The organism is Bradyrhizobium sp. (assembly GCF_004799445.1).
Classification (GTDB): domain Bacteria; phylum Pseudomonadota; class Alphaproteobacteria; order Rhizobiales; family Xanthobacteraceae; genus Bradyrhizobium.
On record NZ_SSNA01000121.1, the window covers coordinates 1 to 26675 of the forward strand.

The 26675-nt window shown below is 63.5% G+C and carries 22 protein-coding genes; 11 read left to right on the forward strand and 11 right to left on the reverse strand.

The genetic code is table 11. From position 1 onward, the window contains the following. The first annotated feature begins 168 nt into the window (after positions 1-168). A complete protein-coding gene (locus tag E8A46_RS16165) occupies positions 169-549 on the forward strand; it encodes a response regulator (RefSeq protein WP_291562852.1) in 381 nt (126 codons plus the stop codon). Between the two features lie 6 nt (positions 550-555). Here the strand turns inward: E8A46_RS16165 and E8A46_RS16170 are convergent, their stop codons facing one another. Continuing rightward, positions 556-762 carry a DUF465 domain-containing protein gene (locus E8A46_RS16170; protein WP_291562571.1) on the reverse strand — a complete coding sequence of 69 codons (207 nt, stop codon included), beginning with the start codon at positions 760-762 and terminating at the stop codon, positions 556-558. Positions 763-1274: 512 nt separating this feature from the next. Between E8A46_RS16170 and E8A46_RS16175 the strand changes: the two genes are divergently transcribed. Further along, complete coding sequence (locus E8A46_RS16175; protein ID WP_079600085.1) at positions 1275-1460, forward strand: DUF465 domain-containing protein; 186 nt, start codon at positions 1275-1277, stop codon at positions 1458-1460. Between the two features lie 153 nt (positions 1461-1613). On the opposite strand, the gene E8A46_RS16180 is transcribed toward E8A46_RS16175, so the two are convergent. Continuing rightward, a complete protein-coding gene (locus E8A46_RS16180; RefSeq protein ID WP_291562577.1) occupies positions 1614-2717 on the reverse strand; it encodes an NAD(P)/FAD-dependent oxidoreductase in 1104 nt (367 codons plus the stop codon). Between the two features lie 293 nt (positions 2718-3010). On the opposite strand from E8A46_RS16180, the gene E8A46_RS16185 reads away from it, so the two are divergent. The 5 genes from E8A46_RS16185 (at position 3011) to E8A46_RS16205 (ending at position 10355) form a co-directional block, all read left to right on the forward strand. Continuing rightward, positions 3011-5704 (forward strand): EAL domain-containing protein, encoded by a 2694-nt coding sequence (locus E8A46_RS16185; protein ID WP_291562579.1) that lies wholly within the window; start codon positions 3011-3013, stop codon positions 5702-5704. Between the two features lie 105 nt (positions 5705-5809). Then, positions 5810-7270, forward strand: coding sequence for a glycerol-3-phosphate dehydrogenase (locus E8A46_RS16190; protein WP_291562581.1), 1461 nt, complete (start codon positions 5810-5812; stop codon positions 7268-7270). 94 nt (positions 7271-7364) lie between these two features. After that, positions 7365-8537 (forward strand): ABC transporter ATP-binding protein, encoded by a 1173-nt coding sequence (locus E8A46_RS16195; RefSeq protein WP_291562584.1) that lies wholly within the window; start codon positions 7365-7367, stop codon positions 8535-8537. Beyond that, on the forward strand, positions 8534-9445 hold the full coding sequence (locus E8A46_RS16200) for an ABC transporter permease subunit (protein ID WP_291562588.1): 912 nt from the start codon (positions 8534-8536) through the stop codon (positions 9443-9445). Before E8A46_RS16195 ends, E8A46_RS16200 begins: the two co-directional genes overlap by 4 nt. A 94-nt stretch (positions 9446-9539) precedes the next feature. Then, on the forward strand, positions 9540-10355 hold the full coding sequence (locus tag E8A46_RS16205; protein ID WP_291562855.1) for an ABC transporter permease subunit: 816 nt from the start codon (positions 9540-9542) through the stop codon (positions 10353-10355). A gap of 149 nt (positions 10356-10504) precedes the next feature. Here the strand turns inward: E8A46_RS16205 and E8A46_RS16210 are convergent, their stop codons facing one another. The 5 genes from E8A46_RS16210 to E8A46_RS16230 all read right to left on the reverse strand — a co-directional run bounded on the left by E8A46_RS16210 (position 10505) and on the right by E8A46_RS16230 (position 17496). Then, entirely contained in the window at positions 10505-11371 is an 867-nt protein-coding gene (locus tag E8A46_RS16210; protein WP_291562591.1) for a carbohydrate ABC transporter permease, read from the reverse strand. After that, positions 11368-12237 (reverse strand): sugar ABC transporter permease, encoded by an 870-nt coding sequence (locus E8A46_RS16215; RefSeq protein WP_291562592.1) that lies wholly within the window; start codon positions 12235-12237, stop codon positions 11368-11370. Before E8A46_RS16215 ends, E8A46_RS16210 begins: the two co-directional genes overlap by 4 nt. Before the next feature lie 181 nt (positions 12238-12418). Further along, positions 12419-13801 carry an ABC transporter substrate-binding protein gene (locus E8A46_RS16220; RefSeq protein ID WP_291562595.1) on the reverse strand — a complete coding sequence of 461 codons (1383 nt, stop codon included), beginning with the start codon at positions 13799-13801 and terminating at the stop codon, positions 12419-12421. Positions 13802-15204: 1403 nt separating this feature from the next. Then, positions 15205-15567, reverse strand: a complete 363-nt coding sequence (locus E8A46_RS16225; RefSeq protein ID WP_291562597.1) for a hypothetical protein — start codon at positions 15565-15567, stop codon at positions 15205-15207. Positions 15568-15579: 12 nt separating this feature from the next. Next, positions 15580-17496 (reverse strand): AsmA family protein, encoded by a 1917-nt coding sequence (locus E8A46_RS16230; protein WP_291562860.1) that lies wholly within the window; start codon positions 17494-17496, stop codon positions 15580-15582. A 628-nt stretch (positions 17497-18124) separates the two neighbouring features. On the opposite strand from E8A46_RS16230, the gene E8A46_RS16235 reads away from it, so the two are divergent. Together E8A46_RS16235 and E8A46_RS16240 are read left to right on the forward strand one after the other, a co-directional pair. Continuing rightward, complete coding sequence (locus tag E8A46_RS16235) at positions 18125-18853, forward strand: CoA transferase subunit A (RefSeq protein WP_291562600.1); 729 nt, start codon at positions 18125-18127, stop codon at positions 18851-18853. After that, positions 18853-19503, forward strand: a complete 651-nt coding sequence (locus E8A46_RS16240) for a 3-oxoacid CoA-transferase subunit B (RefSeq protein ID WP_291562602.1) — start codon at positions 18853-18855, stop codon at positions 19501-19503. Before E8A46_RS16235 ends, E8A46_RS16240 begins: the two co-directional genes overlap by 1 nt. A gap of 328 nt (positions 19504-19831) precedes the next feature. Here E8A46_RS16240 and E8A46_RS16245 read toward each other — a convergent pair whose 3' ends face one another. The 3 genes from E8A46_RS16245 to E8A46_RS16255 form a co-directional block, all read right to left on the reverse strand. Beyond that, positions 19832-21178, reverse strand: coding sequence for an MFS transporter (locus E8A46_RS16245; protein WP_291562603.1), 1347 nt, complete (start codon positions 21176-21178; stop codon positions 19832-19834). A gap of 206 nt (positions 21179-21384) precedes the next feature. Next, positions 21385-22914 carry an aldehyde dehydrogenase gene (locus tag E8A46_RS16250; protein WP_291562606.1) on the reverse strand — a complete coding sequence of 510 codons (1530 nt, stop codon included), beginning with the start codon at positions 22912-22914 and terminating at the stop codon, positions 21385-21387. 124 nt (positions 22915-23038) lie between these two features. Next, positions 23039-23680: a GntR family transcriptional regulator gene (locus E8A46_RS16255; protein ID WP_291562608.1), complete on the reverse strand. Its 642-nt coding sequence runs from the start codon at positions 23678-23680 to the stop codon at positions 23039-23041. A gap of 163 nt (positions 23681-23843) precedes the next feature. On the opposite strand from E8A46_RS16255, the gene E8A46_RS16260 reads away from it, so the two are divergent. Next, on the forward strand, positions 23844-24659 hold the full coding sequence (locus tag E8A46_RS16260; RefSeq protein ID WP_291562610.1) for an alpha/beta fold hydrolase: 816 nt from the start codon (positions 23844-23846) through the stop codon (positions 24657-24659). Positions 24660-24694: 35 nt separating this feature from the next. On the opposite strand, the gene E8A46_RS16265 is transcribed toward E8A46_RS16260, so the two are convergent. Continuing rightward, the gene (locus E8A46_RS16265; protein WP_291562612.1) at positions 24695-24907 is read right to left on the reverse strand and encodes a hypothetical protein; all 213 of its coding nucleotides are present in this window, start codon (positions 24905-24907) and stop codon (positions 24695-24697) included. Between the two features lie 164 nt (positions 24908-25071). Between E8A46_RS16265 and hemN the strand changes: the two genes are divergently transcribed. After that, complete coding sequence (gene hemN / locus E8A46_RS16270) at positions 25072-26424, forward strand: oxygen-independent coproporphyrinogen III oxidase (protein ID WP_291562614.1); 1353 nt, start codon at positions 25072-25074, stop codon at positions 26422-26424. Positions 26425-26675 lie beyond the last annotated feature (251 nt).

The following is a 26675-nucleotide window of genomic DNA, read 5'->3' on the forward strand; positions in this document are numbered from 1 at the left end:
GTCAAGCGGGTTAAATCGGGTGTCATGGTCGATTTCCACCGCTCCTCGCCAGCAGGCCAGGGGGAGCTGCGGCCGGGCCAAGGGCAGGCGGTCCGAACAGGCTGGCGCGGGAACGAAAACAATATCCGACGCTTAATGCCTGTGTGCACGGCGAGTGGGATCAGACCTATGGGTCTTTCAAAGTCCAAAAGACCTGTGGTGCTGGTCGTCGAGGACGAGTTTCTGTTGCGTATCGACGCGGTCGATATGGTCGCTGCCGCCGGGTTCGAGGTTATTGAAGCTGGCAATGCCGATGAAGCGATCGAAATTCTGGAAGCTCGTCCTGACGTCACGGTGGTTTTCACCGATATCCAGATGCCGGGCTCGATGGACGGGTTGAAACTCGCCCGCGCGATCCGTGGGCGCTGGCCGCCGATCAAGATCATCGCAACCTCCGGCCGCCCCAATGTGGGGGAGCCGGATTTGCCCGAAGGCGGGCGGTTCCTGCCGAAGCCGTATAGTCCGCACCAGGTCACAGGCATGCTGCGCGAACTGACGGCCGCCGCATGACAAAAGTCACGCAATGATGTCCGGCGTGATCTGATCTTCGATGAAGGCGATGCGGTCGCGGAGCTGCAGCTTGCGCTTCTTCAGCCGTTGCAGGCGCAACAAATCCGGCGCGGGCGATTGGTGCAGAGCATCGATCGCCGCGTCGAGGTCGCGGTGCTCCTGCTGCAGCCGTGCGAGCTCGGATTCGAGTTCGCGCTCATCTTCGTCGGTCATGGTGTACTTAATTGAAAACGCGGATGAGATTGCGAAAGGTTGCGAACGCCGAAAAGCGAATATCCTCCCTGACAGCCCGGTCCGCAAGCAGGTTCGCGCACGGGGGGATTTGGCGAGCCCGGATTCCGGGGGCGGGCCAGAACCTGATCGGCTCTGAATAATCAGAACCGCGGCTCTAATTATTTGTTTTGACGCATTTTCTCGAGCGACCCGGTAGCCACCCTCGGATCAAGTCCGGGGGCATGCTTCGCTTGAAGACGCGCTCGATCATGGTCCGGGCAAACCGAATCGGATCAAGATCTCATGCCTTCGCGTGTTTTTTTCCCGCCATGCGTTAACGCGGCGCACCGGGTCCGGATCGCGGTCCCGGGTTCCCTACTCACGGTTCGTTACAGATGATACTCGAAATATGAGGGTGCACTTTTCGATACCCATCGACAGATTCGGGGGTTCGTGTAAACTTGTTTGTCCGGATCGAATCTGAGGTCTTAATCCAACCGAGGAGGTTTCGAATGGCAATTCAGGCGCATCTCGTTGAACTGGAACGGAAACACAAGGTTCTCGAAAACGAATTGCATGAAGCTCTCGTGCACCTTTCAACGGACGATCTGCAAATTGTCGAATTAAAGCGCCGCAAGTTGATGGTTAAGGATGAGATCGAGCGGTTGAGACATACCGCCAGTGAGACACTGCACTAACCGATAGCACAGGCCTATCGCCTTCGTCGCCCGCCAGCGGGTCGGCGCCTTGAGCGCCACCCGGCTTGTCGCGTTACGAGTTTTGCGTATCCAACATTGTTTCAGCTGTGGAATCTTCCTGCCGGCTCGCGCCAGCGGCACGGATGGCCGCGCTCACATCCCCGCCAGTTCGCCGACATGGTTCGCGATCGCCAATGACGATGTCAGTCCGGGCGATTCTATACCGAACAGATTAATCAGCCCGTCGATGCCGTGATCCCGCGGCCCCTGGATCAGGAAGTCCTGTACCGCAACCGCCGGCGGTACGATCTTCGGCCGCATTCCCGAATAGCTCGGCATCAGCGCGCCGTCCGGCAGCGCCGGCCAGTAACGCCGGATCGCCGGATAAAATCGTTCCGCCCGCGCCGGATCGACGGCATAGTCGATGCGATCGACCCATTCGACGTCGGGACCGAACCGGGCCTGTCCCGCCATGTCGAGGGTGAGATGCACGCCGAGCCCACCGGGCTCGGGTACCGGGTAGATCAGATGCGAAAACGGCGCGCGCGCGCTGCAACTGAAATAGTTTCCCTTTGCCAGATATGCCGGCGGGATCAGGTCGATCGGCATGCCGTCGATGCTGCGCGCGACCGTCGATGCGGCGAGCCCCGCGGCGTTGACGAGAAGCCGGCATTGAAGCGACATCGGTGCGTCGCCGCCGGCGTCGAGCTGGATGCGCGACCCGTGCGCCTTGGCGCCCGACAGCGGTGTATGAAAGGCAAAGGCCGCGCCGGCATCCTCAGCGTCGCCGCGTAGCGCCAGCATATAGGCGTGGCTGTCGATGATGCCGGTGGAAGGCGAGAGCAGGGCCGCGTCGCAGTTCAGCGCCGGCTCCAGCGCGCGTGCGGCATCACCGGTCAGGGTTTGCAGGTCGGCCACGCCGTTGGCTTCGGCGTGCGCCCTGATCGATTGCAGCTTTGTGGTTTCCTTCGGCGTCGTTGCGACGATCAGCTTGCCGCAATTGCGATGCGGGATGCCGTGATCGCCGCAATATTGATAGAGCGCCCGCTTGCCGCCGACGCACATCCGCGCCATCAGGCTTCCGGCGGGGTAATAGATGCCGGCGTGGATCACCTCGCTGTTGCGCGATGAGGTCACGGTGCCGATACCTTCGGCCGCCTCCAGCACGATCACCTCGCGGCCGGCCTGCGCCAGCCGTCGCGCGACCGCAAGACCGATCACCCCCGCACCGATAACGACGCACTCGACCTTGTCCATTCGCCGTTCGGATCCGGGATTGCTGTCTATCTGGCCTTGCGCGGGCCTGGTTCGGATGGCGCGCGCTCAGAGCCATGGCGCGCATTGACTGTCGCTTCGGTTGTAGATTTCCGTTTCGTACAACCCATTGGATTCATGTCGGAACTCTGCCGAAGCGGATTGTTAGTGAAGCATTAATCATGTCAGGGCAATTGCCGTAATTTAAGTCGCATTTTCGGGCCGCGTGGGTAGGCATTTACCTGATCCAAACCCGCGAAGCCAGACACTCCGCCACAGAAATCGGCGGGTGACTGATGGCTGACAAGAACTGGCAGGCAGGCGGCAGGATATTGAATTCCGCGCGGGCCTTGGTGTGCCTTTTCGTCACCATTGCGCCGTTCGAGGCCTCCCGGGGAGCCAGCCCTGGACCCGCGCTGGCGGATTATGCCGGCGCCGCCGATCCCAGCTTGGTCTGGGAGGCGCTGATTGGCGGCATCGTGGTCTGCTGCTTTCTGGTCTCCATTGCGCTGTGGATCCTGTCGGCGCTGCGCAAGGTCAAGCTTTCGGAATTGCGCAGGAATGCGTTCGTCAGTTCCGCCCTCAACAACCTCAACCAGGGCGTGGTGATAACCGATCCGCGAAAGCGGATCGTGTTCCTGAACGACCGCTATCTCGAGATCTACAGCCTGGTGCGTTCGGATATTACCCCGCAGATGACCGGCCCGGAACTCTTGGAATTGCGGCGCCAGCGCGGCGTCCTCGACGTCAGCGTCGAGGATTTCTATGTACTTGCCGGCACCCCGGAGGGTCTCATTACCGAGTTGCCCTGCGGACGCTCGGTTCTGGTCAAACATTTTATGCTGCCGAACGGCGGATCGGTGGCAACGCACGAGGACTGCAGCGAGCAGCGCAAGCTTTCGAGACAGCTCGCATCGACCAAGCAGTTCCTGGAATCGGTGCTCGAGAATGTTCCGGTGTGCGTGGCCGCCAAGAACATCGAGGATGGCCGCTACATATTCGCCAACCGCGCGTTCGAGCGGTTCTCGCGTTTTTCCAGCGATTATATTGTCGGCAAGCGCGCCGACGAGATCTTCCAGCCCGAGACGGCGGCGAGCATCGTGGCGGCCGACCGGGCGGCGCTCGCCGCGCCCGAAGGCCAGTACCGCAACGAATTCGCCGTCGAGCGCGGTTCGAAGAAGCGCATTCTTGCGAGCAACCGCGTAATCGCGCGTAACCACAAGAACGAGCCGGAATTCCTGATCGCATTGTTTGATGATGTCACCGACCGCAGATCGCTTTCCCACGAGCTGGAAAATACCAAGAAATTTCTCGAGCTGGTCGTCGACAACATTCCGGTCTCGCTGATCGTCGAGCGCGTCAGCGACGGGCGATACCTTCTTGCCAACCGCAGTGCCGAGACCATCCTCAACCGGAGCCGCGAGGAAGCCACCGGCTTGACCGCGGCGGATATTTTCAACCCGCGGGAAGCCAAGCTGATCATCGCGCGCGACGAGGCGGCGATCAAGAAGCGCGGCCTGCTCACCGAGGAACACCCGATCAGTACCAAGGACGGGCTGCGGCTGTTCCTGACGCGCCGCATGACGGTGCTCGACGATGCGGGCGAGCCGCAATATCTGATCAAGACCCATGAGGACGTCACCGACCGCCGGCAGACCGAGTCGCGCATGGCCCACATGGCATATCACGACGGCCTGACCGATCTGCCGAACCGCGCGGCATTCCTGCAGGCGCTGGCGCAGATGATCGAGGCCTGTGGAGGTACCGATGAGGAATTCGCGGTGCTGTCCCTCGACCTCGACGGCCTGAAGGAAATCAACGATGTGTTCGGCCATGCGACCGGCGACAAATTGCTGATCGAAGTGGCGCGCCGCATCCAGGATTCGGCGCGCGGCGGGGTTGTGGCGCGGCTTTCCGGTGACGAGTTCGGGTTGATCATCGACGGCAAGCAGCCCGTTGCCGGAATGCTGCTCGCCGAGCAGCTCGCCGAAATCCTCGCCAAGGAGTTCGTGATAGAAGGCAAGTCGGTTCGTACCGGCGTGACAACGGGCATCTCGATTTTCCCGCACAATGGCGCCGACGCAGCTTCCCTGCTTGCGAACGCTGGCGCGGCCTTGTTTCGCGCCAAGGCGAAATCCCGCGGCTCGATCAGCATCTATGAGCCCGAGATGGACCAGCAGATTCGCGATCGTCGCGTGCTGCACCAGGACCTCTCGGCTGCCATCAGGAACGGCGAATTGTCGCTGCATTATCAGCCGCAGGCGAAGTCGGGCCAGGACGTCGCCTCGAGCGAAATCATCGGCTTCGAGGCGCTGGCGCGATGGCTGCACCCGGTGCGCGGCTTCGTGCCGCCCTCGGATTTCATCCCGATCGCAGAAGAGAGCGGCCTGATCGTCGAGATGGGCGGATGGATCCTGCGCGAGGCCTGCCGCGAGGCCGCCTCATGGCCGCTGCCGCTGCAGATCGCGGTCAATCTGTCGCCGGCGCAATTCATGCACGGCGACGTCGTCAGTCTCGTGCATTCGATTCTTCTCGAAACCGGCCTGGCGCCGGGCCGGCTGGAGCTTGAGATCACCGAGGGCGTGCTGATCGAGGATTTCGACCGCGGCCTGGCGCTGTTGCGGCGGCTGAAAGCGCTCGGCGTGCGCATCTCGATGGACGATTTCGGCAGCGGCTATTCCTCGCTGAGCTATCTGCAGGCGTTTCCGTTCGACAAGATCAAGATCGATCGCGCCTTTGTCGTGAATCTCGGGCGCAATCCGCAATCGGCGGCGATCGTCCGCGCCGTGATCGGCCTTGGTCACGGTTTGGAAATGTCGATCGTCGCCGAGGGCGTGGAAACCCAGGAGCAACTCGCTTTCCTCGCCGAGGTGGGCTGCGACGCGGTGCAGGGCTATTTCCTCGGCAAGCCTCTGCCGATCGGACAATACGCCGCGCTGGTCGGCCGTGACGATGGAGATGCAGCTGAGCCCGCGCGCAAGACCGGCTAGATCCTCGGCTCCAGGTAAATCAGAACCAGGCACTGCCTTATTGTTTGAAGCGTTTTCCTGACGCGAATCGCTATCCCCTTCACTCGAAAACGCTATGGTCCCGGGATGGCGGACTACGATCTTGCGATCATCGGCGGCGGCTTGAACGGTGTCAGCGTCGCACGCGACGCGGCGGGACGCGGGCTCAGGGTCATTCTGCTGGAGCAGGGCGACCTCGGTGGCGCCGCCTCGTGCGCCACGCCACGGCTGATCCATGGCGATCTCGCCGCGCTGGAGCGGAGGGCGTTTTGGCGCGTTCGCGAGGCAATGGCAGAACGCGACACCTGGAGGCGGATCGCGCCGCATCTGGTGCGTCCGATCCGTTTCGTGATCCCCGCCCATTCGGACGAGCGTCCGCCATGGTTGCTGCGGCTGGGGTTATTGCTCTATGACCGGCTCGCCCCGCAGGGCGGTCTGCCGGCGTCGGCAACCATCGATGTCACACACCATCCGATCGGCAACGCGTTGAAGCGGCCGTTCGGCACCGCGTTCGAATATTCCGATGGCCTGGTGGACGATTCGCGGCTGGTGGTCGCCAATGCGGTCGATGCCGCCGAGCGGGGCGCGGCGATCCATACCGGCGCGCGCTGCGTTCGCGCCGACCGGCTTGAGACCTGGCGGCTCGTGGTGATCGATCGCGGCCACCGGCGGGTGATCACGGCAAGGTCGCTGGCCAACGCGTCGGGTGCCTGGGCCGGCTCGGTCGCGGAAACCGTGCTGCGCATGCCGCCGCCGCGCGCCGTCGTGACCAAGATGAGCCAGATCATCGTCAGGCGCCTGTTCGAGACCGACAACGTCTATGTCTTCCAGAACCATGATCGCCGGCTGATCTTCGCCAGTCCCTACCAGCGCGATTTCACGCTGATCGGCACCGTGGCGAAGATGTTCAGGGGCGATCCGGCCGCAGTGTCGATGGACGCCGACGAAATCACCTATCTCTGTGATGCGGCCAACCGGTATTTTCGCGAGCGGGTCGATCCTTCCGACGTGATCAGGAGCGTCTCCGGCGCCAACATGGTCACTGGCCCGGCCGGCAAGCGTGATGGTGCGATGGCGTTCGACGCGCGGCGCGGCAGGGCACCGCTGTTGACGATCTTCGGCGGCGACGTCACGACCTCGCGGCTGCGCGCCGAGCGCGCGGTCTCCCGGCTCACGCCGTTCTACCCGATGTCGCCGCGCTGGACCGCGGACGCTGCGCTGCCGGGCGGCGATTTTGCCTCGGCGCAATTCGAGACCGAGGTCGAGCGTGGGCGCGAACGCTGGAAATTCCTGACCGAGCATCAGGCCCTTCGTTTGGTCTCGGCCTACGGCTCGCGCCTTGATGTCGTGCTTGGGGACGCCCGTGACCGGGCCGATCTTGGTCCGGCCTTCGGGCCGGAGCTGACGGGCGCGGAGGTGCGCTATCTCATGATCCACGAATGGGCGCGTTTCCCGGACGACATTCTCTGGCGGCGCTCAAAGCTTGGCCTGACCATGGGGCCAGCCGATCGCGAGGCGCTGGCCGCGTTCATGGCGACGGCGGCGTAACATGGTCGATAATAATGCGGCCATCCACAGCGCTGCGGTTGAGCCGGGGCGGTTCCGCCGCTAGCTTGCGGCAACGATGGGGCAGGCTGGCATCATGACCGACGACGCAGCGAAGGCGGCATGGGATGCGGATTCGGCAAGACCCGAACCGCAACCCGCGGCCGATGTGCCGCTGTTGCGCATCGACGCGGTGGTAAAGAAGTTCGGCGCCTTCCGTGCGGTGGACCGGCTGTCGCTCGACATCCGCGCCGGCGAGTTTTTCGCCCTGCTCGGCCCGAGCGGCTGCGGCAAGACCACGCTGCTGCGGATGCTCGCCGGTTTCGAGACGCCGGACCAAGGCCGCATTCTGCTTGACGGCAAGGACATCGCCCAGGTGCTGCCGCATCAGCGGCCGGTCAACATGATGTTCCAGAACTACGCGCTGTTTCCCCATCTCAACGTCCGCGACAATATCGCGTTCGGACTGAAACGCGCGGGCATGCCGCGCCCCCAGCACGACACCCGGGTCGCCGAGATGGTTGCGCTGGTCAAGCTCGAGGGTCTCGAGAAACGCAAGCCCGACCAGCTCTCCGGCGGTCAAAAGCAGCGGGTGGCGCTGGCGCGGTCGCTGGCGCGGCGGCCGCAGGTGCTGCTGCTCGACGAGCCGCTCGCGGCCCTCGACAAGAAGCTGCGTGAAAGCACCCAGCTTGAACTGATGGAGCTGCAGCGGCGGCTCGGCCTGACCTTCATCATCGTCACCCACGACCAGGAAGAGGCGATGACGGTGGCCGGGCGGATCGGCGTGATGGATGCCGGCCGCCTCGAACAGGTGGCGACGCCGCGCGAGCTCTACGAGGCGCCCGGTTCGCGCTGGGTCGCCGAATTCGTCGGTGACGTCAATTTGTTCGAGGGCCAGGTCGAGCAACGCGAGAACAGCCGGCTGGCGATCGCCACGCGCGACGCCGGAACCGTCTTTGTCGCCGAACCGCGGCAGCCGGTCACCAAGGCCAGTGTCTGCGTCGCGATCCGCCCCGAAAAGGTCAAGCTGTCGCGCCGTGGCCCGGCGTCGGACGCGGTCAACGCGCGTGCGATCAACCGGCTGGACGGGGTGGTGACCGATGTCGGCTATCTCGGCGGTCTGACCACCTACAAGGTGAAGCTCGACAGCGGCGCCGTGCTGCGCTCGTCGATGGCCAATACCGCGCGGCTCGATCTCGACGCCTATAGCCCGGGCCAGCGCGTGGTGGCGTGGTTCACGCCCGACGATTGCGTGGTGCTGGAGCAATGAGCGCGCCATCCATCTTCACCCGCCCGGCGCGGCTCGCCGTCATCGCGCCCTATCTGTGGATGGCGCTGTTCTTCCTGGTGCCGTTCGCCTTCGTCCTCAAGATCAGCATGTCGCAGACCGCGATCGCGCAACCGCCCTACACGCCGGTGTTCGACCTGACGGCGGGGTGGGAGGCGATCAAGGCGGCGTTCGCGGCGCTCTCGGCCGACAATTTCAGGCTCCTCGTCTCCGACGACCTCTATGTCCTGTCCTATCTGCGCAGCCTGGTCGTCGCATCGGTCTCGACCGCGATCCTGCTGGCGATCGGCTATCCCATCGCCTACGGCATGGCGCGGCTGCCGCGTCGCTGGCAGAGCGTGGCGGTGATGCTGGTGATCGTGCCGTTCTGGACCTCGTTTTTGATCCGCATCTATGCCTGGATCAACATCCTGCAGCATGACGGCCTGCTCAATCAGGTGCTGCTGGCGCTGCATCTGGTATCGGCGCCGGTGGTGTGGCTCTCGACCGACAGCGCGATGTATCTCGGCATCGTCTACTCCTATCTGCCGTTCATGATCCTTCCGCTTTACGCGACGCTCGCCAAACTCGACCCGGCGCTGTTGGAGGCGGCGAGCGATCTCGGCTCGTCCCCGGCCCGCGCGTTCTGGCTGGTGACGTTCCCGCTGTCGCTGCCGGGCGTGGCCGCCGGCGCGCTGCTCTGCTTCATTCCCATCGTCGGCGAATTCGTGATCCCCGATCTTCTGGCGGGTTCGGACTCCCTGATGATCGGCCAGACCCTGTGGCTGGAATTCTTCACCAACAAGGATTGGCCGGTGGCGTCGGCCGCCGCGGTCGTGCTGCTGTTGTTGCTGCTGGCGCCGCTGTTGCTCTACGACCGCTTGCAGCGCCGGCAATTGGAGGCGCGGTGATGATGCGCATGATCGTGCTCTTTCGCTCGCCTCGAACCCCGCAAGGGGGGAGGGAACGGAGAGGCCGTCGCGTCTCGTTGCGGAAGGCGCGATGATGGCGCGCGGATCGAACAAACTCTCACCTTTCAACATCACCGCGCTGGCGCTGGGGTTTTCGTTTCTGTATCTGCCGATCGTGATCCTCGTGATCTATTCGTTCAATGCTTCACGGCTGGTGACGGTGTGGGGCGGCTGGTCGCTGCGCTGGTACGTGGAGTTCTTCAACGACCGCGCCATGCTCGATGCCGCCTGGATGAGTTTTCGGGTGGCGGCGAGTTCGGCAACGCTGGCGACGCTGCTCGGCACGCTGGCCGCGGTGGCGCTGTCGCGCGGAGCAAATTTCAGAGGACGGGCGCTGTTTTCCGGCATGCTCTATGCGCCGCTGGTGATGCCCGAGGTCATCACCGGGCTGTCGCTGCTGCTCTTGTTCGTGGCGCTCGACGCCGAGCGCGGTTTCTGGACCGTCACCATCGCCCACACCACGCTCACCCTGTGCTTCGTCGCGGTCGTGGTGCAGTCGCGCCTCGGCGCGCTCGATCCGACCCTCGAGGAGGCGGCGATGGATCTCGGCTGCGATCCCCTGCGCGCGTTCCTGGCGGCGACGCTGCCCCTGATCCTGCCCTCGATCGCGGCGGGCTGGATGCTGGCGTTCACGCTGTCGCTGGACGACCTCGTGATCGCGAGCTTCACCACCGGACCTGGTTCCTCAACGCTGCCGATCCGGATCTATTCGGAGGTGCGGCTAGGCGTGAAGCCGGAGATCAACGCGATCTGCACGCTGATCATCGGCGCGATCGCGGTAGTGATCGTCGGCGCCTCGCTGGCGGCGAAGCTGTCGGATGCGCGCGGCGAGAGTGCGGCGCCGTTGTAGCCCTCCGTCATTGCGAGCCAACGGGTCGCGCGAATGCGCGCCCGATGACAGGCTCCGCGAAGCAATCCATCTGGCCGCGTAAAGAAAGAATGGATTGCTTCGTCGCTTGCGCTCCTCGCAATGACGGCAGAGTCGTTTCGACTTCGCTATCACGACTTCACCGCGCCCGCCGTCAGCCCGCCGACCATGTAGCGCTTGAAGGCGTAGTAGATCGCGGCCGGCGGCAGCGCGTAGATGAAGCCGGTGGTCATCAGCAGTTCCCACGGCGAATCGTCGGCGGAGAGAAAGTTGCCGAGCGCCACCGGCAGCGTGATCTCCTTGTCGTTCGACAACAGCAGGAACGCGTAGAGATATTCGTTCCACGCCAGCAGCACGGCATAGGTGCCGATCGCCACCAGCGAGGGCATCATCAGGGGGATGTAGACCAGCCGGAAAATCTGCAAAGCGGTGGCGCCGTCCATCACGGCGGCCTCGTCGAGCTCGACCGGCAGCTTGTCGGAGGCCTGCTTCAGCACCCAGATCGCATAGGGCGAGGCGATCGTCACCATCGCCAGAATCAGCGCCCAGTGGCTGTTGAGCAGGCCGTAATTGCCCATGGTCCGGTACATCGGCACCGCGAGGAACGCCGCCGGGATGAAATAAGTGAACAGCGCCAGATTCATCACCCAGCGGCCGCCGGGAACGCGCAGCCGCGAGATCGAGAACGCCGCGAAGGTCGCGATCAACAGCGTCAGCGCGCCGACCGAAACCGCGATCACCAGCGAATTCCAGAACTGGATCCAGAAATCCCGCAGGAAATAATGCTGCTGGTAAAACACGATGTGGAAATTGTGCAGGGTCGGATGGGTCGGCCACAATTTGCCGGAGAAGGCGTCTTCCTTCGGCGAGATCGCGAACACGAACATGTGGTAGATCGGAATCATGGTCCAGATGAACACGGGGATGCCGATCAGCAGCAGCCGCGCCTCGGTGCCGACGTCGCGCAAGGTGATGTCCCGTAATGAGGCGAGCTTCATCGCGACAACCGTTTCATCATGAAATAGATCAGCGGCGCCACCAGCGGCAGCGCGCAGACGATCGAGGCCATTGCCAGACTCAGCTGGTCGAGCCTGAGATAGCGGATGCCGAGCGTCGCCAGCACATGGGTGAGATCGGCCGGCCCGCCGCCGGTCAACAGGTACACGCTGTTGAAATCGCCGAGCGTCCAGATCATCGAGAGCAGCGTGCAGGTGATGTACAGCGTCTGCATCGACGGCCAGGTGATGAAGCGGAATTTCTGCCACCAGTTGGCGCCGTCGACCTCGGCGGCCTCGAACAGGTCCTGCGAGATCGCCAGCCGCCCGGTCATCAGGATCAGGGTCCAGAACGGCAGCGATTTCCAGATGTGCACGCCGATCGCCATGGTCAGCGCCACCGCCGGATCGTTCAGCCAGTTCGGGCCGTCCTCGCCGGTGAACTTGAAGATCAGCTGGTTGACCATGCCCCATTCCGGATTGAGCATGAAGCGCACCGACAGGATGGTCGGGATCGAGGGCACCGCCCAGGGCAGGATGAACAGCACCGACAGCCATTTGATCCAGGCGCGCTGCTGCACGAAGAAGCCGGACAAAAACAGCGCGATCAGCATCTTGATGTTGATGCCGATGACGAGAAAAATCAGCGTATTGACCGCGGCGCGCGCGAAGATCGGATCATGGTAGAGCGCGACATAGTTCGCCGGCGCCCGCGCCAGCCACAGCCCGTAGCCGACCGGATAGACCACGAACGCCAGGAACACCAGCAGATACGGCGTCACCATCACGATGCCCCAGACCTGCGGCGTCGTCAGCCGCGCCGCGAGCGGGGCCGAGGGCATGTCGGATGCGGAGAGCGTGATCGCCATGGTGTTACTCTAGAAACGAGATGCCATCAGTATTGACGCGAACTCGATGCACCTCGCCCCGCTTGCGGGGAGAGGTCGGCGCGAAGCGGCGGGTGAGGGGGACTCTCCACCAATCGCGCTCGCTGAGAGTCCCCCTCACCCCGACCCTCTCCCCGCAAGCGGGGCGAGGGAGAAACAAGCCTCACCCCGCCACTTCCTTGATGCGCGCGATCAGTTCGTCCACCGCCTTGTCGACCGGGACCTTTTCGCTGACCACGCGGTTCATCGCCTTGGCCCAGACGTTCTCGTTGTTGAGGATGGTGAACTTCCAGTTTTTGGTAAAGTCGAACGGCGTGGTGCCGCCGGTGAACTGGGTCCAGACCGCCTTGCGGTGGCGGTCGGCCTGCCAGAACGGGCTCGCCTGGCTCGCGGTCGTGACCGGGAACCAGCGGCCGAGCGCGCCCTCGACATAGGGCCGCAAATTGTCCTCCTGCATCATGAAGCTGATGAACTGCTTAGCCGCCGCCTTGTTTTTCGCCGCGGTGAAGATCGAGCCGGTCTTGACGTCGGAGCGGTATTTGATCGGGGTGCCGTCCGGCTTGTTGGGGAACGAGGCGGTGATGATGGTCTCCTCATACGCCTTCTTGCCGGCGGCGCGCTGCTCGTCGGTCAGCGCCGGATTGGTGGAATCCTCGAACCACTTGGCCGCGATCGAGATCGTGAAATTGTGCGTCATCACGATGGTGCGGTTGTGGAAGGCGACGTTGTTGTCGGGGTCCTTCCAGGTGGTGGAGGAGGGCGGCGTGCAGCCCTTGATGTAGGTGTCGGTGTAATCCTTCAGCGCGTGGATCAGGCCGTCGCGCACCTTGGGATCGTCGACCAAGAGCTTGCCGTCATTGTCGACCAGCTTGACGTTGTAGGCGTCCATGAAGGTGTAGAACGACTGGAAACTGTCGGTGGATTCCACGCCCATCGGCTGGCCGACGCCGTAGATGCGCTGGCCGGTGGCTTTGCGGATCGCCGGCTGCACCTTGTCGCACCAGAACGACCAGTAATCCTCCCACTTGGTCGGGATGTCGGCCTGCTTGAAGCCGGCCTGGGCCAGCATGTCGCCCCAGATCTGCACATGCATGCTCTGCTGCTTCATCGGGAAGCCGTAATAGGCCCGCTTCTTGGTGACGTCGTTATAGAGGTACGCGGTCTCCAGCGTGTTCGGCGCGAACGCCGCCTTCATCGGCACCAGGATGTCGGAGAGGTCCTCGAGCTTGCCCTCGAACGCCCATTTGCCGGACGCCTGCACGTCGTAGCTATCGGAGAAGGCGACGTCTGGCACGGTGCCGGAATCCAGCGCCGCCACGGTTTTCGGGATCATGTCCTGGATGGCGTATTGCGACAGCTCGACCTTGATATTGGTCTTGGCCTCGAACTTCCTGATCGCCGCGATCAGCGCGTCGTCCTCGGACTTGTAGAAGCCCTTGCTCCACCAGACCGTGATCTTTTCCTGCGCGATCGCAGGCGCCGCGGCAAGAAACAGCCCGCCAGCCACCATCGCCAATGAAAGCGCCCTTGTTACCCTGGATTGCACGTCGTTCTCCCTGATTGACCCAGCTTTTTTAACCGGTTGGGTGAAAGCCTAGCGCAGTGCGGCGGCGCGATCTAGCGGGATGTTGTCAGACGTAGGTAGGGCGTAGGAGGCGGATCGGTCGACCCCGGAACCGTCGTCCTGAGGGGGCCGCAACGCGGCCGTCTCGAAGGACGACGGCCCCGGGCCGCTCATCCTTCGAGGCTCGCTACGCTCGCACCTCAGGATGACGGATCGACTGTTGGTAATCCAGATTTTCAAACAGCCGAAAACCTCCCGCGGCGCCATCGCGCCCGGGGTGTGCTTCAATCTTCCGCCCCGAAAAACAGAGGGCGTGGGGAATGCCGGGTGCCCGTTGCACCCGCAGCCGCGCGTGGTGTGTAGAAAGCACGCGCGTTAGTCACCACGGTCGCACCGGGATCACCCGGCATTCCCGCACGCGGATGGTTTTAACGGTTTCCTTCGCGCTCTCCCCGGTGATCGGGCTTTCTTGTCACCGTCGCTCTCGCAAGTCGCCCTGCGAAAACTTGACGCCGGCGTCGAGGCGTCAGGACCACACGACTTCGCCGTCCGCGAACGCCTTCTAGCCAAAAGCACCCGGCGGTTTTGGTACCGTCCCGCCGAAGCCTTCGGGGAAGGCGGATCAGCGCCGCTCGTCTTGCGCCGCCGCCGCGTCCACCGCATCCCGTTCCAACGTCCGTGACGATCGCGAAACGCCCCTCTGAGTGGGACGGGATGGCGGGAATATGGATGTGATTTGGGGCAAGCGAGAAGGGAAATATTTTTGCGGAGGGGGACTGGACAGCTAGCATCAGCCTGATCCGGTTCAGGAAATTAGTTTTTAGGCGCAGAGATGGAAAGCGGGTCGGACGGCCTTCCGTAGCATAAAGAGCCACGTCTTATTTGGCTGGTAAACGCCGGATCAAGCCGCGCCAATCAACCTCGCGTGTTTGCGTCGCGGCTGTCTGGTGATGATCGCGATATGACCTAGAATCCGCAAGCTGTGGAGAAGGCCGCGTCAACTAGGCGATCGACGCATCTTCTCTGAGGTGTAAGCCTACAAAAGAGAGCGCTCGGTCCGTTATTGAGCGGTTGTCGCCGAACGGAAACAGCGTTCTCGAGTCCGTCTTGAGACCGACGCAGATCTTGCCCATTGCGAATGCGTAGCGCAATCGTTAATCCGATGATCGAGGGCGCTCTCCGGCAAATCTTTCGCGAGGAGGCGGATTTGCTCGCTTGGTTGTCGAGCGTCCGCCTCAAGCTATAATCCCTCGTGCGGATCGTTGGCTCGTAGAGACGAATTCCGTGGCGTATCGTTAGCAAGTAGCCCGCATGAGCGCAGCGATATGCGGGATTGGAGGAAAGAAGCTCCCGGATGTCGCTGCGCTCATGCGGGCTACGCTTCGCTAATCCAGCCTACGTGCTCTCAGCAAACGCCAGATGCTTGCAATGCCGGACAAGATCATACGTAGAAAAACAACGATCAAAGTAATCTGGAGCCAGACGAAGCCACCGATCTCCCTGAAGACGAATTCGATTCGCGGACCCCATGGAGACGGAATGCTATCGCCGATGGCTTCCATGCCCCACTGTATCGCGCGTTGAAGGCCTGTGAGCAGCTCTGGCCACTGGTAAAAGGCAGCGGCGATAAACACCCAGGCCAGGATCACCGTGACGATCCGAAACGAGTGCACCTTCGCATGATGCCTCAAACCTGAATATCTGTTATCGCGGGTCAGCGGCGTCGTTTCCCCTTTTGGCTTCAGCAAACCTGCCAGCCCTCAATTCGCCTTCGCATTCCCCACCGCCGGTGCACTCGCCGGCGCCGCGGCTTCCGGCACCACGGCCTTGCCGCCGCCGGTGAACCGCTCCAGCACCGATTTCACGGCATCGCGCGTCTTGCGGTCCTTCACCGCATCTAACAGCGGCGCACTCGCGGGCGAGCGGCGGATCAGGCTTTCGGGATCGGGAAAGATCAAGGGATCGTCCCACGGGCCCTGCACCACGAACGGCAGGTCGAAGCCGGGCGCGGCGTTCGGCGCGGAGGTCAGGCTGGCGGTGCCCTTGAGGTCGAACTCGCGCGCCGGCACCGAAGCCGTGCCGGTCAGGGTCAGGCGCGCGGCGGGGCCCTCGACGCGGACATCCTCGGCGGTGGCGATGCCATCGGAAAATTTCACCGCGACATTGAGATTGTCGTAAGGCGTCGAGCCGGAGCGGAAGTTGCCGCCGCCGGACAGCGGCCGGCGCTCCAGCCGCTTCAGCAATTGCTCGGCATTGAAGCCCGAGATCGCGCCGTCATGGCCGGTCAGGGTCGCGGTGCCGTCGAGCGATGACGCCAGCCCGAACGGCGACGAGCCCGAGGCGACCAGCGAGACACTGAGATTGCCGCGGCCGCTTAGCTTGTTGATGCCGAACAATTCGCTAGCGCAGGCTTGCAGGTCGACATCGGTGAACTGGAACTGGGCCTTGACGTCGGCCATGGCGTCGGTGCGCGCGACGCCGAACGAACCCCGCGCGATGCCGCCATAGACCTGCGCCTCGCCCACGCTCAAGGCCAGCGCGCCGCCGCGCAAATTGGCGCCGAACGCCGTCCGCCCGAGCTTGGTCGGGCCGACGGTGACCCGCGCCGCCGACAACCGCATGTCGAGGTCGGTGGTCGACAGCGAATTCAGGTCGAACAGCTGCCGGTTCCAGTCATGCGCGCCGGAGGCGAGCAGGCGGAAGGTCGAGATATAGGGCGTGAAGTCGAGGCTGTCGGCGGCCAGTGTCGCCTGCAGCGACTGGCGGCCGTTATTGGCATAGGTCATCACGCCCTCGGCGACATTGCCGTCGAGCTCGACATTGACATTGGTGAGCGCGATCGAGGGACCGACGAGATTGGCGCGCGCCTTCAGCGCGAAGCGGCCGAAGCCGCCATAGCCCGGCGGCGGCTGCCCGGTCCAGCGCAGCGCATTGCGCAAGGAAGCCGAATCCACTGTCAGCGTGCCTTCCATCATCAGGCTGGTGCGGTTGGCCACCGTGCCGTCGAACGCGAGCTTTAGGGGTGCGCTGGAGAGCCGCGCCTTCAATCCGGAGCGGTCGCCCGACAAGGCCGCGATGAAGTCGCTGGCCGAGATCGAGCCGTCGACGCGCTCGCCGCGCCAGTCGAATTGCCCGGTGGCGGCAAAGGAGCGCGAGATCGACGGCCACGCCAGCGACAGGTCGATGTCGTCGAGCCGCTCGGTGAGTTGGTGGCCGGTATCCTCGTAGGTCAGCGTGCCGTCCTGGATCCTGATCTCGGAGAACGACACTTGATTCTCGGCGCCCGGCTTCATGGTGCGCGCGATGGTGGAGATGAAAGGCGTCCAGTTGCTGTCGCCCTTGGCGTCGCGCACGACATGGATGTGGGGCCGCAGCATCATGACGTCGGAGATCTCGAACCGCTGCAGCAATAGCGGCAAGAGGCGCAGATTCGCGGTCAGCACGTCGACGGCGAGCGCCGGGTCGGCGGCCGCGCCGCCTTTCAGGCCGACATCGTGAAAGCTGATATAGCTGGCCGGGAACACCGAAATCTCGGTGGTGCCTGATACCACCAGATCGAGCCCGGTGACGGCGCGGATCTGCGCCTCCACCGCCTGGCGCAGCGCATCCCGGTTGAGGAACCAGGAGGTCGCGATCAGGCCGATCAGCGCCACGCCGAGAAACGCCGCAATCGGCATCCCCAAGCGCCTTATTCCCTGGGCTATCGTCAATGAGATATCCAAAGTCCGGTTAAATCTAATCTGGTTGGAACAGGTCCGGTTGAACCTTACGTCGGCTCGATGTCAGGGGTCACTGCCGAAAAGCCGGGCAGGACACGAAATCCGACGCCAACCCGCGCAACTTGATGGGTTTTCTTGACGCTTTCAAGGCCGTTGGCTGTCCCCCTCTCCCCGGGGTCACCTCGCCCCGCTTGCGGGGAGAGGTCGATTTGCGTCGGCGACGCGCAGCGTCGTCCGGTGCAAATCGGGTGAGGGGGACTCTCCGCGAGTCGAATGCATGGAGGGCCCCCCTCACCCCGACCCTCTCCCCGCAGGCGGGGAGAGGGCGTGTCACGCTGTCCCGCAGGCGGGGCGAGGTGACCCGTAAGCATCCAGCCCCGTCATTGACCCCTTCACGCTGTCATTCCGGGATGATGCGTTAGCACCAGACCCGGAATATCGAGATTCCGGGTTCGATGCTGCGCATCGCCCCGGAATGACAGCGCGAGCCCCCGTCATTGACGCATTGCGAAGAATTCGCCTAATAATCGCTGGAAAGCGCGCCGGTCTGCATTGGCTGGCGCCTCCCTCCATCAGGTCGCCTATCATGAACAAGGTCTATCCCGACGCCAAATCGGCCCTCGACGGCATCCTGAAGGACGGCATGATGATCATGTCCGGCGGCTTCGGCCTGTGCGGCATCGCCGAGACGCTGTCGGACGCGATCCGCGACTCCGGGGTGAAAAATCTCACGGTAGTGTCCAACAATGCCGGGGTCGACGGCATCGGGCTGTCCCGTCTGCTCGAAACCCGCCAGATCAAGAAGATGATCTCGTCCTATGTCGGCGAGAACAAATTGTTCGCCCAGCAATACCTCGCCGGGGAACTCGAACTCGAATTCAATCCACAGGGCACGCTCGCCGAGCGGATCCGCGCCGGCGGCGCCGGAATTCCGGCGTTCTACACCAAGACCGGCGTCGGCACGTTGATTGCCGAAGGCAAGGAAGTGAAGGAATTCGACGGCGAGAAGTACCTGATGGAGCGCGGGCTGTTCGCGGACCTCACCATCGTCCACGCCTGGATGGGCGATACCGCCGGCAATCTGGTCTACCGCAAGACCGCGCGGAATTTTAATCCGATGATGGCCACCGCCGCCAAGATCACGGTGGCCGAGGTCGAGCATCTGGTGCCGGCCGGCCAGATCAACCCCGACCACATCCACACCCCCGGTATTTTCGTCAAGCGCATCATCCAGGTCGGCACCGGCAACAAGCGCATCGAGTTCCGCAATACACGCAAGCGCGACGCGGTCGCCGCAACCGGAGAGGAAGTCTGATGGCCTGGACCCGTGAACAGATGGCCGCCCGCGCCGCCAAGGAATTGCGCGACGGCTATTACGTCAATCTCGGCATCGGCATTCCGACGCTGGTCTCGAACTACATCCCCGACGGCATCGACGTCCAGCTGCAGAGCGAGAACGGCATGCTCGGGATGGGGCCGTTTCCCTATGAGGGCGAGGAAGACGCCGACCTCATCAACGCCGGCAAGCAGACCGTGAGCGAATTGCCGTCGACCAGCTATTTCTCGTCGGCCGAATCCTTCGGCATGGTCCGCGGCGGCCACATCGACCTCTCTATATTGGGCGCGATGCAGGTGGCGCAGAACGGCGATCTCGCCAACTGGATGATCCCCGGCAAGATGGTCAAGGGCATGGGCGGCGCTATGGATCTGGTCGCCGGCGTCAAGCGCGTCGTGGTGGTGATGGAACATTCCGCCAAGGACGGCCCGAAGCTCCTGAAGAAGTGCAATTTGCCGCTGACCGGCGAGAAGGTGGTCGACATGGTGGTGACCGATCTCGCCGTCTTCACCATCGACAAGCACGGCAAGGACGGCATGGCGCTGATCGAGCTCGCCGACGGCGTCACGCTCGACGAGGTGAAGTCGAAGACCGAAGCCGATTTCCGGGTGGCGCTGAAGAACGCGTGAGGCTTGCTGGTGGTTATCGTCGTCCCTGCGAAAGCAGGGACCCATCACCACAAGCCTTAATTGTTGTGCGAAAGCCGTCGAACAGCGTCTCTCAAAACGAGCGACACGGCGTATGGGTCCCGGCTCGCGCTTTCGCTTGGCCGGGACGACAGAACGCGTAAGGCAGGCTGTTCTCTAATTCGTCATTGCGAGCCAACGGGTCGCGCGAATGCGCGCCCGATGACAGGCTCCGCGAAGCAATCCATACAGCCGCAACAAGACTGGATTGCTTCGTCGCTTTGCTCCCTTGCGCAAACGCTGCGCGTTTGTCGCAGGCAATGACGGTGAACTAGGCCGTCGCGGCGGCGACATCCTCCAGCCCGCGGTTGCGCGGCTCGACGCCCCAGGCCCACACCACCACGATCTGAACGACCACCAGGCCGATCATCAGCCAGACCACGCCCGGCAGCTGGTAGGACGCCATCAGCGCGCCGACGATGAACGGCGACACCACGGTGGCGCCGCGTCCGAACGTGTTGCAGATACCGTTGGCGCGCAGCCGGATCTCGGTCGGAAACAGCTCCGGGGTATAGACGCCATAGAGGATCGCGGTCTGCACGTAGATCGCAACCACCAGGATGAAGCCGACGGAGAGCACGATCGCCGGATCTGCCGTCGCATCGAAGCGGGCATAGACATAGCCGGCCACGATGGTGACGATCGATGCGCCGATGATGCTCCAGCGCCGTCCGATGGCGTCGGAGGTGTAAGCGCCGAGCGCGCAGCCGACCAGCGAAGCGGCCGACAGCACCAGTGTATAGGCCAGCGAATTGGTGATGGTCAGTCCCTGGCGCAGGAAGAATTGCGGCAGGAAGATCACAAAGCCGAAGATCAGCGTATTGATCGTGATCAGCACCCATGAGCCGACCAGCATGCGTTGCAGCAGCGGCGGCCTGATCAGGTCGACCGCGGCGACCTGCGCAACCGGCGCCGGCACCACCACCGGCGGCAACGGCTTGCCGCCCGAGGCCTCCTGTTCGATCGCCTGCATCAGGGTTTCGGCCTGTTCCATGCGGCCTTCCGATTCGAGCCAGCGTGGCGATTCCGGCAGGTTCTTGCGCAGGTACCAGACGATCAGCGAGCCGACCCCGGCGATCACGAACATCGGCCGCCATCCGAAGTTCGGGATGATGAAATAGCCGAGCAGCGAGGTTGCCGGAAAGCCCGCCACGACAATGAAAGCCATCATCGACAGCCAGCGCCCGCGCGTCTTCGGCGGCACGAATTCGGTCAGCGTCGAATAGCCGACCACGATTTCGGCCCCTAAGCCGAGGCCCTGGACGAAGCGGCAGGCGATCAGCTGGTTCATGTCCTGCGCGAACGCCGCCGCCAGCGACGCCAGCCCAAAGATCAACAGGTTGATCTGGTAGGTGAAGCGCCGGCCGTATTTGTCGCCGACAAATCCGGTGATCAGCGCGCCCAGCGTCATGCCGACAAAGGTCAGCGAAATGAATTGCAGGTTCTGCGGAACGGTCGAGAACTTGCTCTGGACCGCCGACGCCAGCACGCCGCCGGCGACGTAGAGATCGTAGCCGTCGAAAAACATGCCGGCGCCGACCAGCCCGAAAATCCGGTAGTGAAACGATGAGATCGGCAGCCGGTCGAGACGTGCGCCGGCGTTTACTGCGTGAGCCATTTGAAGTGTTCCCCCGTTGATCGTTTTTATCTCTTCTCGTTTATTCAAGTAGATCTGCGTCACTAGACCCTCATGGTGAGGAGGCGCTTTTGCGCCGTCTCGAACCATGAGGCCCCGGTGGCGGCCTCATCCTTCGAGACGCCTGCTCGCGCAGGCTCCTCAGGATGAGGGGATAGAGCCACCCATGACGAAGTAACACCGGTCGTTCAATTCAACCGCCGCTGGGTCGCCGTGTCGCGGTACCAGTCGAACGGCTGGTTGTGGGTCGCGACCATCACGCTCTTGGTGTTGAAGTGGTCGTCAAAACTCTCTGTGCCGAATTCACGCCCCACGCCTGAGTCGTCGACGCCGCCCCACGGCGAGGCCGGGTCGAGACGGTGATGGTCGTTGACCCAGACGATGCCGGCCTTGACGTGGGCGGCGAGCCGATGGGCGCGGCCGACGTCGCGGGTGCGGATCGCCGCCGCGAGCCCGAACGGCGAATCATTGGCGAGCCGCAGCGCGTCCGCCTCGTCCTGGAACGGCGTCACCGAGGTGAAGGGCCCGAATACTTCCTCCCGGAAAATCCGCATGTCGGATTTCACATCTGCAAACACCGTCGGCTGCACGAAGTAGCCGTTGTCATGGCCGGGCACTTTTGCCGCCGCCCCGCCGGCCACCAGCCGCGCGCCGTCGTCGCGGCCGAACTGGCAATAGGACAGCACGCGGTCGCGCTGCCGCGCCGAGATCACCGGCCCGAGCTGGGTGGCGGGATCGAAGGGATCGCCGATCCGGATGCTTTTTGTCTTGGCCGTCAGCTTCTCGACGAATTCGTCATAGACCGAGGCCTGCACGAGATGGCGCGAGGCGCAGACGCAGGTCTGGCCGGCGCCGATGAAGGCGCCGAACGCCGCATAATTGACGGCCTGGTCGACGTCGAAGTCGTCGAACACCATGACCGGCGTCTTGCCGCCGAGCTCCATGGTCTGATGCGCGAACACTTTCGCCGCCGCACTGCCGGCGATGCGGCCGGCTTCGGTGCCGCCGGTCAACACCAGCTTGTTGATGTCGCCATGCTCGGCGAGCAGCTTGCCGGTGGTCTGGCCGAGACCGAGCACGACGTTGAACACGCCGGGCGGCAGCCCGGCCTCGGCGAAGATCTGCGCCAGCTTCAGCGTCGTCAGCGGGGTATATTCCGACGGCTTGACCACGGTGACGCAGCCGCTCGCCAGCACCGCCGCGAGCGACTTGCACATGATCATCAAGGGGTGGTTGAACGGCGTGCAGTTGGCGACGATGCCGATCGGCGTGCGCAGCGTATAATTCAGGTAGGCGCCCTCGACCGGGATCACCGCGTCGCGCCGTGCCAGCGCCAGCCCCGCAAAGTAGCGGAAGAAATCCGGCAGCCGCGACAGCTGCGCGCGGGTCTCGTTGAGCGGCCGGCCGTTGTTGAGCGTCTCCAGCCGGTAGAGCGGCTCGAGATTGGCCTCGAACGCATCGGCGAGGCGATTGACCAGCCGGGCGCGGGCACGAATGTCCATGCCGCCCCAGGGGCGGCCTTCGAAGGCAGCGCGCGCGCTTTTCATCGCGCGGTCGACGTCATCGGCGGTCGAGTTCGGAATCCGCGCGATCACCTCGCCGGTGGCGGGATTGCGGACGTCGAGCATTTCGCCGGCGCCGGCCTCGATCTCGCGGCCGTCGACGAAATTGCCGTGGATTTCGACGTCGGTCGTCGCTGGCTTTGTGGAAATATTCATAGGTCTCTCCTTCGATCCTGATCCCCGGGCAAACGCTTCACGTTTATCCCGAGCGCGGATCATGATCTCATCTCTCCACGTTTGAGCATGATCCTCTCGGAAAACCGGTTCCCACTTTTCCGGATCATGCTTCGATCACAACCGCGTTGCGCTTGAGCGCCGGCAGCACGCGCTTTTCGGTCTGGCTGATATGGGCCTTGATGATCCGCGCGGCGCCGCGCGCGTCGCGGCGCTGCATCGCCTCGATCAAGCTGACGTGCTCGGCCACCAATTGGGTCGGATCGTGATCCCTGACATTGGCGACGCTGACCCGCACCAGACGGTCGGCCTGTCCGATCAGGTCGCACAAGGCTTGCGCCATGCGGCGGTTGCCGGAAGCATGCGCCAGCGCGGCGTGAAAGGCGCGGTTGTAGGCGATGAATTCCTCGTGGTCGCCGGCAAAGCGCCTGAACTCGTCGAGCGCCGCCAGCACGCTGTCGGCGGCGTTCTCGATGGCTTCCGCGACGCAGGCCGGCTCCAGCGCGAAGCGGAAGCGCAACAGGTCGCGTGCGTCCGACAGCGAGATCGGATTGACCCTGTAGCCCTGGCGCGGCTGCACCGTGACCAGGTGTTCGCGCTCCAGTCTGAGCAGGGCCTCGCGCACCGGTTGGCGGCTGACGGCATAGCGCTCGGCGAGCTCCTGCTCGCGCATATCATCGCCGGGCGCGAGCCGGCAGGTCAGGATATCAGCCCGCAGGCTTTCATAGACATTGTCGCGCAAAAGCATCATAATTTCTCTGGATACGTGCTCAGTCTCGCAGTCGTGAAATATCACGTCAAGCGACAAAGGCTTGAAAAGGCTGAATTTTGATTTATCAATCGGTCCGCACCACCGGACCCCACCCTCGATCGGGGCCGCCTCCAGCTCAGCTTGAAAGAAAGAGACCGGCATGGACCGACTTTTCGCCAATGGCACGGTCAACGCGGCGCAATCCGGCCAAGGATCCGGTCAGGGATCCGGCCAAGCGCCAGTGCTGTTCCTGTTTCACTCGCTGCTGTCGGACCGGGCGAGTTTCGACGCCATCCTCCCAACGCTGTCGCGGTCGCATCGGGTGATCGTCCCGGAATTACCCGGCTTCGGCGCCTCAAAGCCCGTCGATGGCGGCCTCGCCGCGGTCGCCGACCGGATGGCCGAGGCGGTGAAGGAGGCGGCCGCCGGCAGTGAGACCATCGTGCTCGGCAACGGCTATGGCGGGTTCGTGGCGTTGCAGATGGCGATCCGCCATCCCGCCATCGCCAGCCGACTCATTCTCGCCGATTGCGGGGCGGCGTTTTCGGAAAGCGGGCGCGAAGCCTTTCGCAACATGGCGGCGGCGTCGAGGGCCAAGGGGCTGGCTGCGATCACCGATGTGGCGATGCGCCGGCTGTTCGCGCCGGAGTTTCAGGCGCAGCATCCCGATCTGATGCTGGATCGCCGCGAGGCGTTCCTGAAGACCGATCCGCACGTGCTTCAGGCCGCCTGCGCGCAGCTGGCCGAACTCGATCTTCGAAGCGAGCTGGCGCGGGTCGAGGTGCCGGTGCTGGTGCTGGTCGGCGAGCATGACGAGGCGACGCCGCCGCCGATGTCCCGGGAATTGGCCGCCGGCCTGCCGAACGCGCGTCTGAAGGTTCTTGGCGGCTGCGCGCACGTCCCCCAGCTGCAATCGCCCGAGGCGTTCCTGGACGCGATCGGCGATTTCCTGCCGGCGTCGCATGCGGCCAACTGATCGCTCGAATCTTGGGTCGATCCTGGGCAGGGCGCCTATAGCGATCTGATCGCCAGCCAGACCGCCGCCCACACCACCAGCGACAGCAGCGTGGCGACGGCGACGAAGACCGCCAGAATTTGCGTCAGGGAATGTCCATTGGCGGCGAGCGGCGATCTTTCTGGACCGCCGTGGAAGTCGTCGGGTCCGGGGATAGGGCCGCGGATCCCGAAAACCCGGAAAATGGCATCCAGGACGAACAGGCTCATGGCCTTGGCTCCCGATTAATCGCTCGATTATTCAGCATTGTCCGAAAATGCGCGCCGGTCTTTGAGGGAGCGCAAAGTGGCTCCCCCTTTCCCGGGCTATTGAATGTCGAACCGGGGGCGGACGAGGCCCCCACCGACGCGATTCAATGGGAAGACGAATACGAATGAGACCGGATCTTGCCGCCTGTTACGGACAGGAGCGTTTACCGAGATATACCAGTTATCCGACCGCCCCGCATTTCTCGGCCGCCATCGGCCCTGAGACCTATGCCGAATGGCTGAAGGCGATCCCGCGCGACGCCAGCGCTTCGCTCTATCTGCATGTCCCGTTCTGCCGGTCGATGTGCTGGTATTGTGGCTGTCACACCTCGGTGGTTCGCCGCGACGAGCCAATTGCGGTCTATGCCGCGGCGCTGCGCTGCGAACTCGATCTGGTATCGAGGCAGATCGAACGCCGCATGCAGGTCGATCATATCCACTTTGGCGGCGGCACGCCGACGATCATGGCGCCTGAACTGTTCATGGATCTGATCGGCTCGATCAGGCAGGCCTTCTTTGTGCTTTCCTCGGCCGAGATTGCCGTCGAGATCGATCCACGCACGCTGACCGGGGCGATGATCGACGCGCTCGGGTTTGGCGGCGTCAACCGGGCGAGCCTTGGCGTGCAGAGCTTCGATCCCGTGGTCCAGCGCGCCATCAATCGGGTGCAGAGTTTCGAGGAGACCGCAAATGCGACCGTGGGCCTGCGGCGAGCCGGCATCACCGGCGTCAACTTCGATCTGATCTACGGACTGCCGCATCAGACCGTCGCCTCCTGCCTCGATACCGTCAGGCGCTGCGTCGAGCTTCGTCCGGATCGGTTTTCGGTTTTCGGCTACGCCCACGTCCCATCGTTCAAGAAGCATCAGCGCAAGATCGACGAAGCCTGGCTGCCTGACAGCCTCGCCCGGCTCGATCAGTCCTATGCGATCGCCAACGCGCTGAAGGAGGCCGGATACCAGCAGATCGGGCTCGATCACTTCGCGCTGCCCGACGACGCCATGGCGGTGGCCCAGCGCGAGGGCACGCTGCGCCGGAATTTCCAGGGCTATACCACCGATGCCAGCAACGTCCTGCTGGGGTTCGGCGCCAGCGCCATCGGGCATCTGCCGCAGGGCTATGTGCAGAACGACGTCCCCACCCGCGCCTATTGCGAAACCATCGCCGGCGGCAGACTGGCGACGGTCAAGGGCTATGCCCTGACCGACGACGACCGGCTGCGCGCCGAGATCATCGAGCGCATCATGTGCGACTTCGGCGTCGACCTCGACCCGATCTGCGCGCGGCACGGCCAGGCTCCGGAACAAATGCTGAAATCCTCGTCCCGCCTGAAGGATCTGATTTCCTCGGGCGTCGTCGAACTCGACGGCGCCTCGCTGGCGGTGCGGGACGATTCGCGCTTTCTGGTCCGCAGCGTCGCGGCCGCATTCGACGCGCATCTCGACGGATCGAAGCAGCTGCATAGCCGCGCGGTCTAGGCCGTTTCAAGCGAAGCGGAAACCGGTTCGCGTCAAGAAAACGCGTCAGATCAAGAATCCAGAGCCCCGTTTTGATTCAATCGAAACCGCAAGGGCTCCAGGCGCGCACGCATCAATCGAGCTTGATTGACACGGCTTGGCCGATGTCCGCTTTGCCCCGATCGCGACCAAATTCCGCAGGGCAGCGACATGACGCGAAGTGCCAATTGCGGAAATCATCAACGTTACTCGATCAGAACACCGCATGCGAA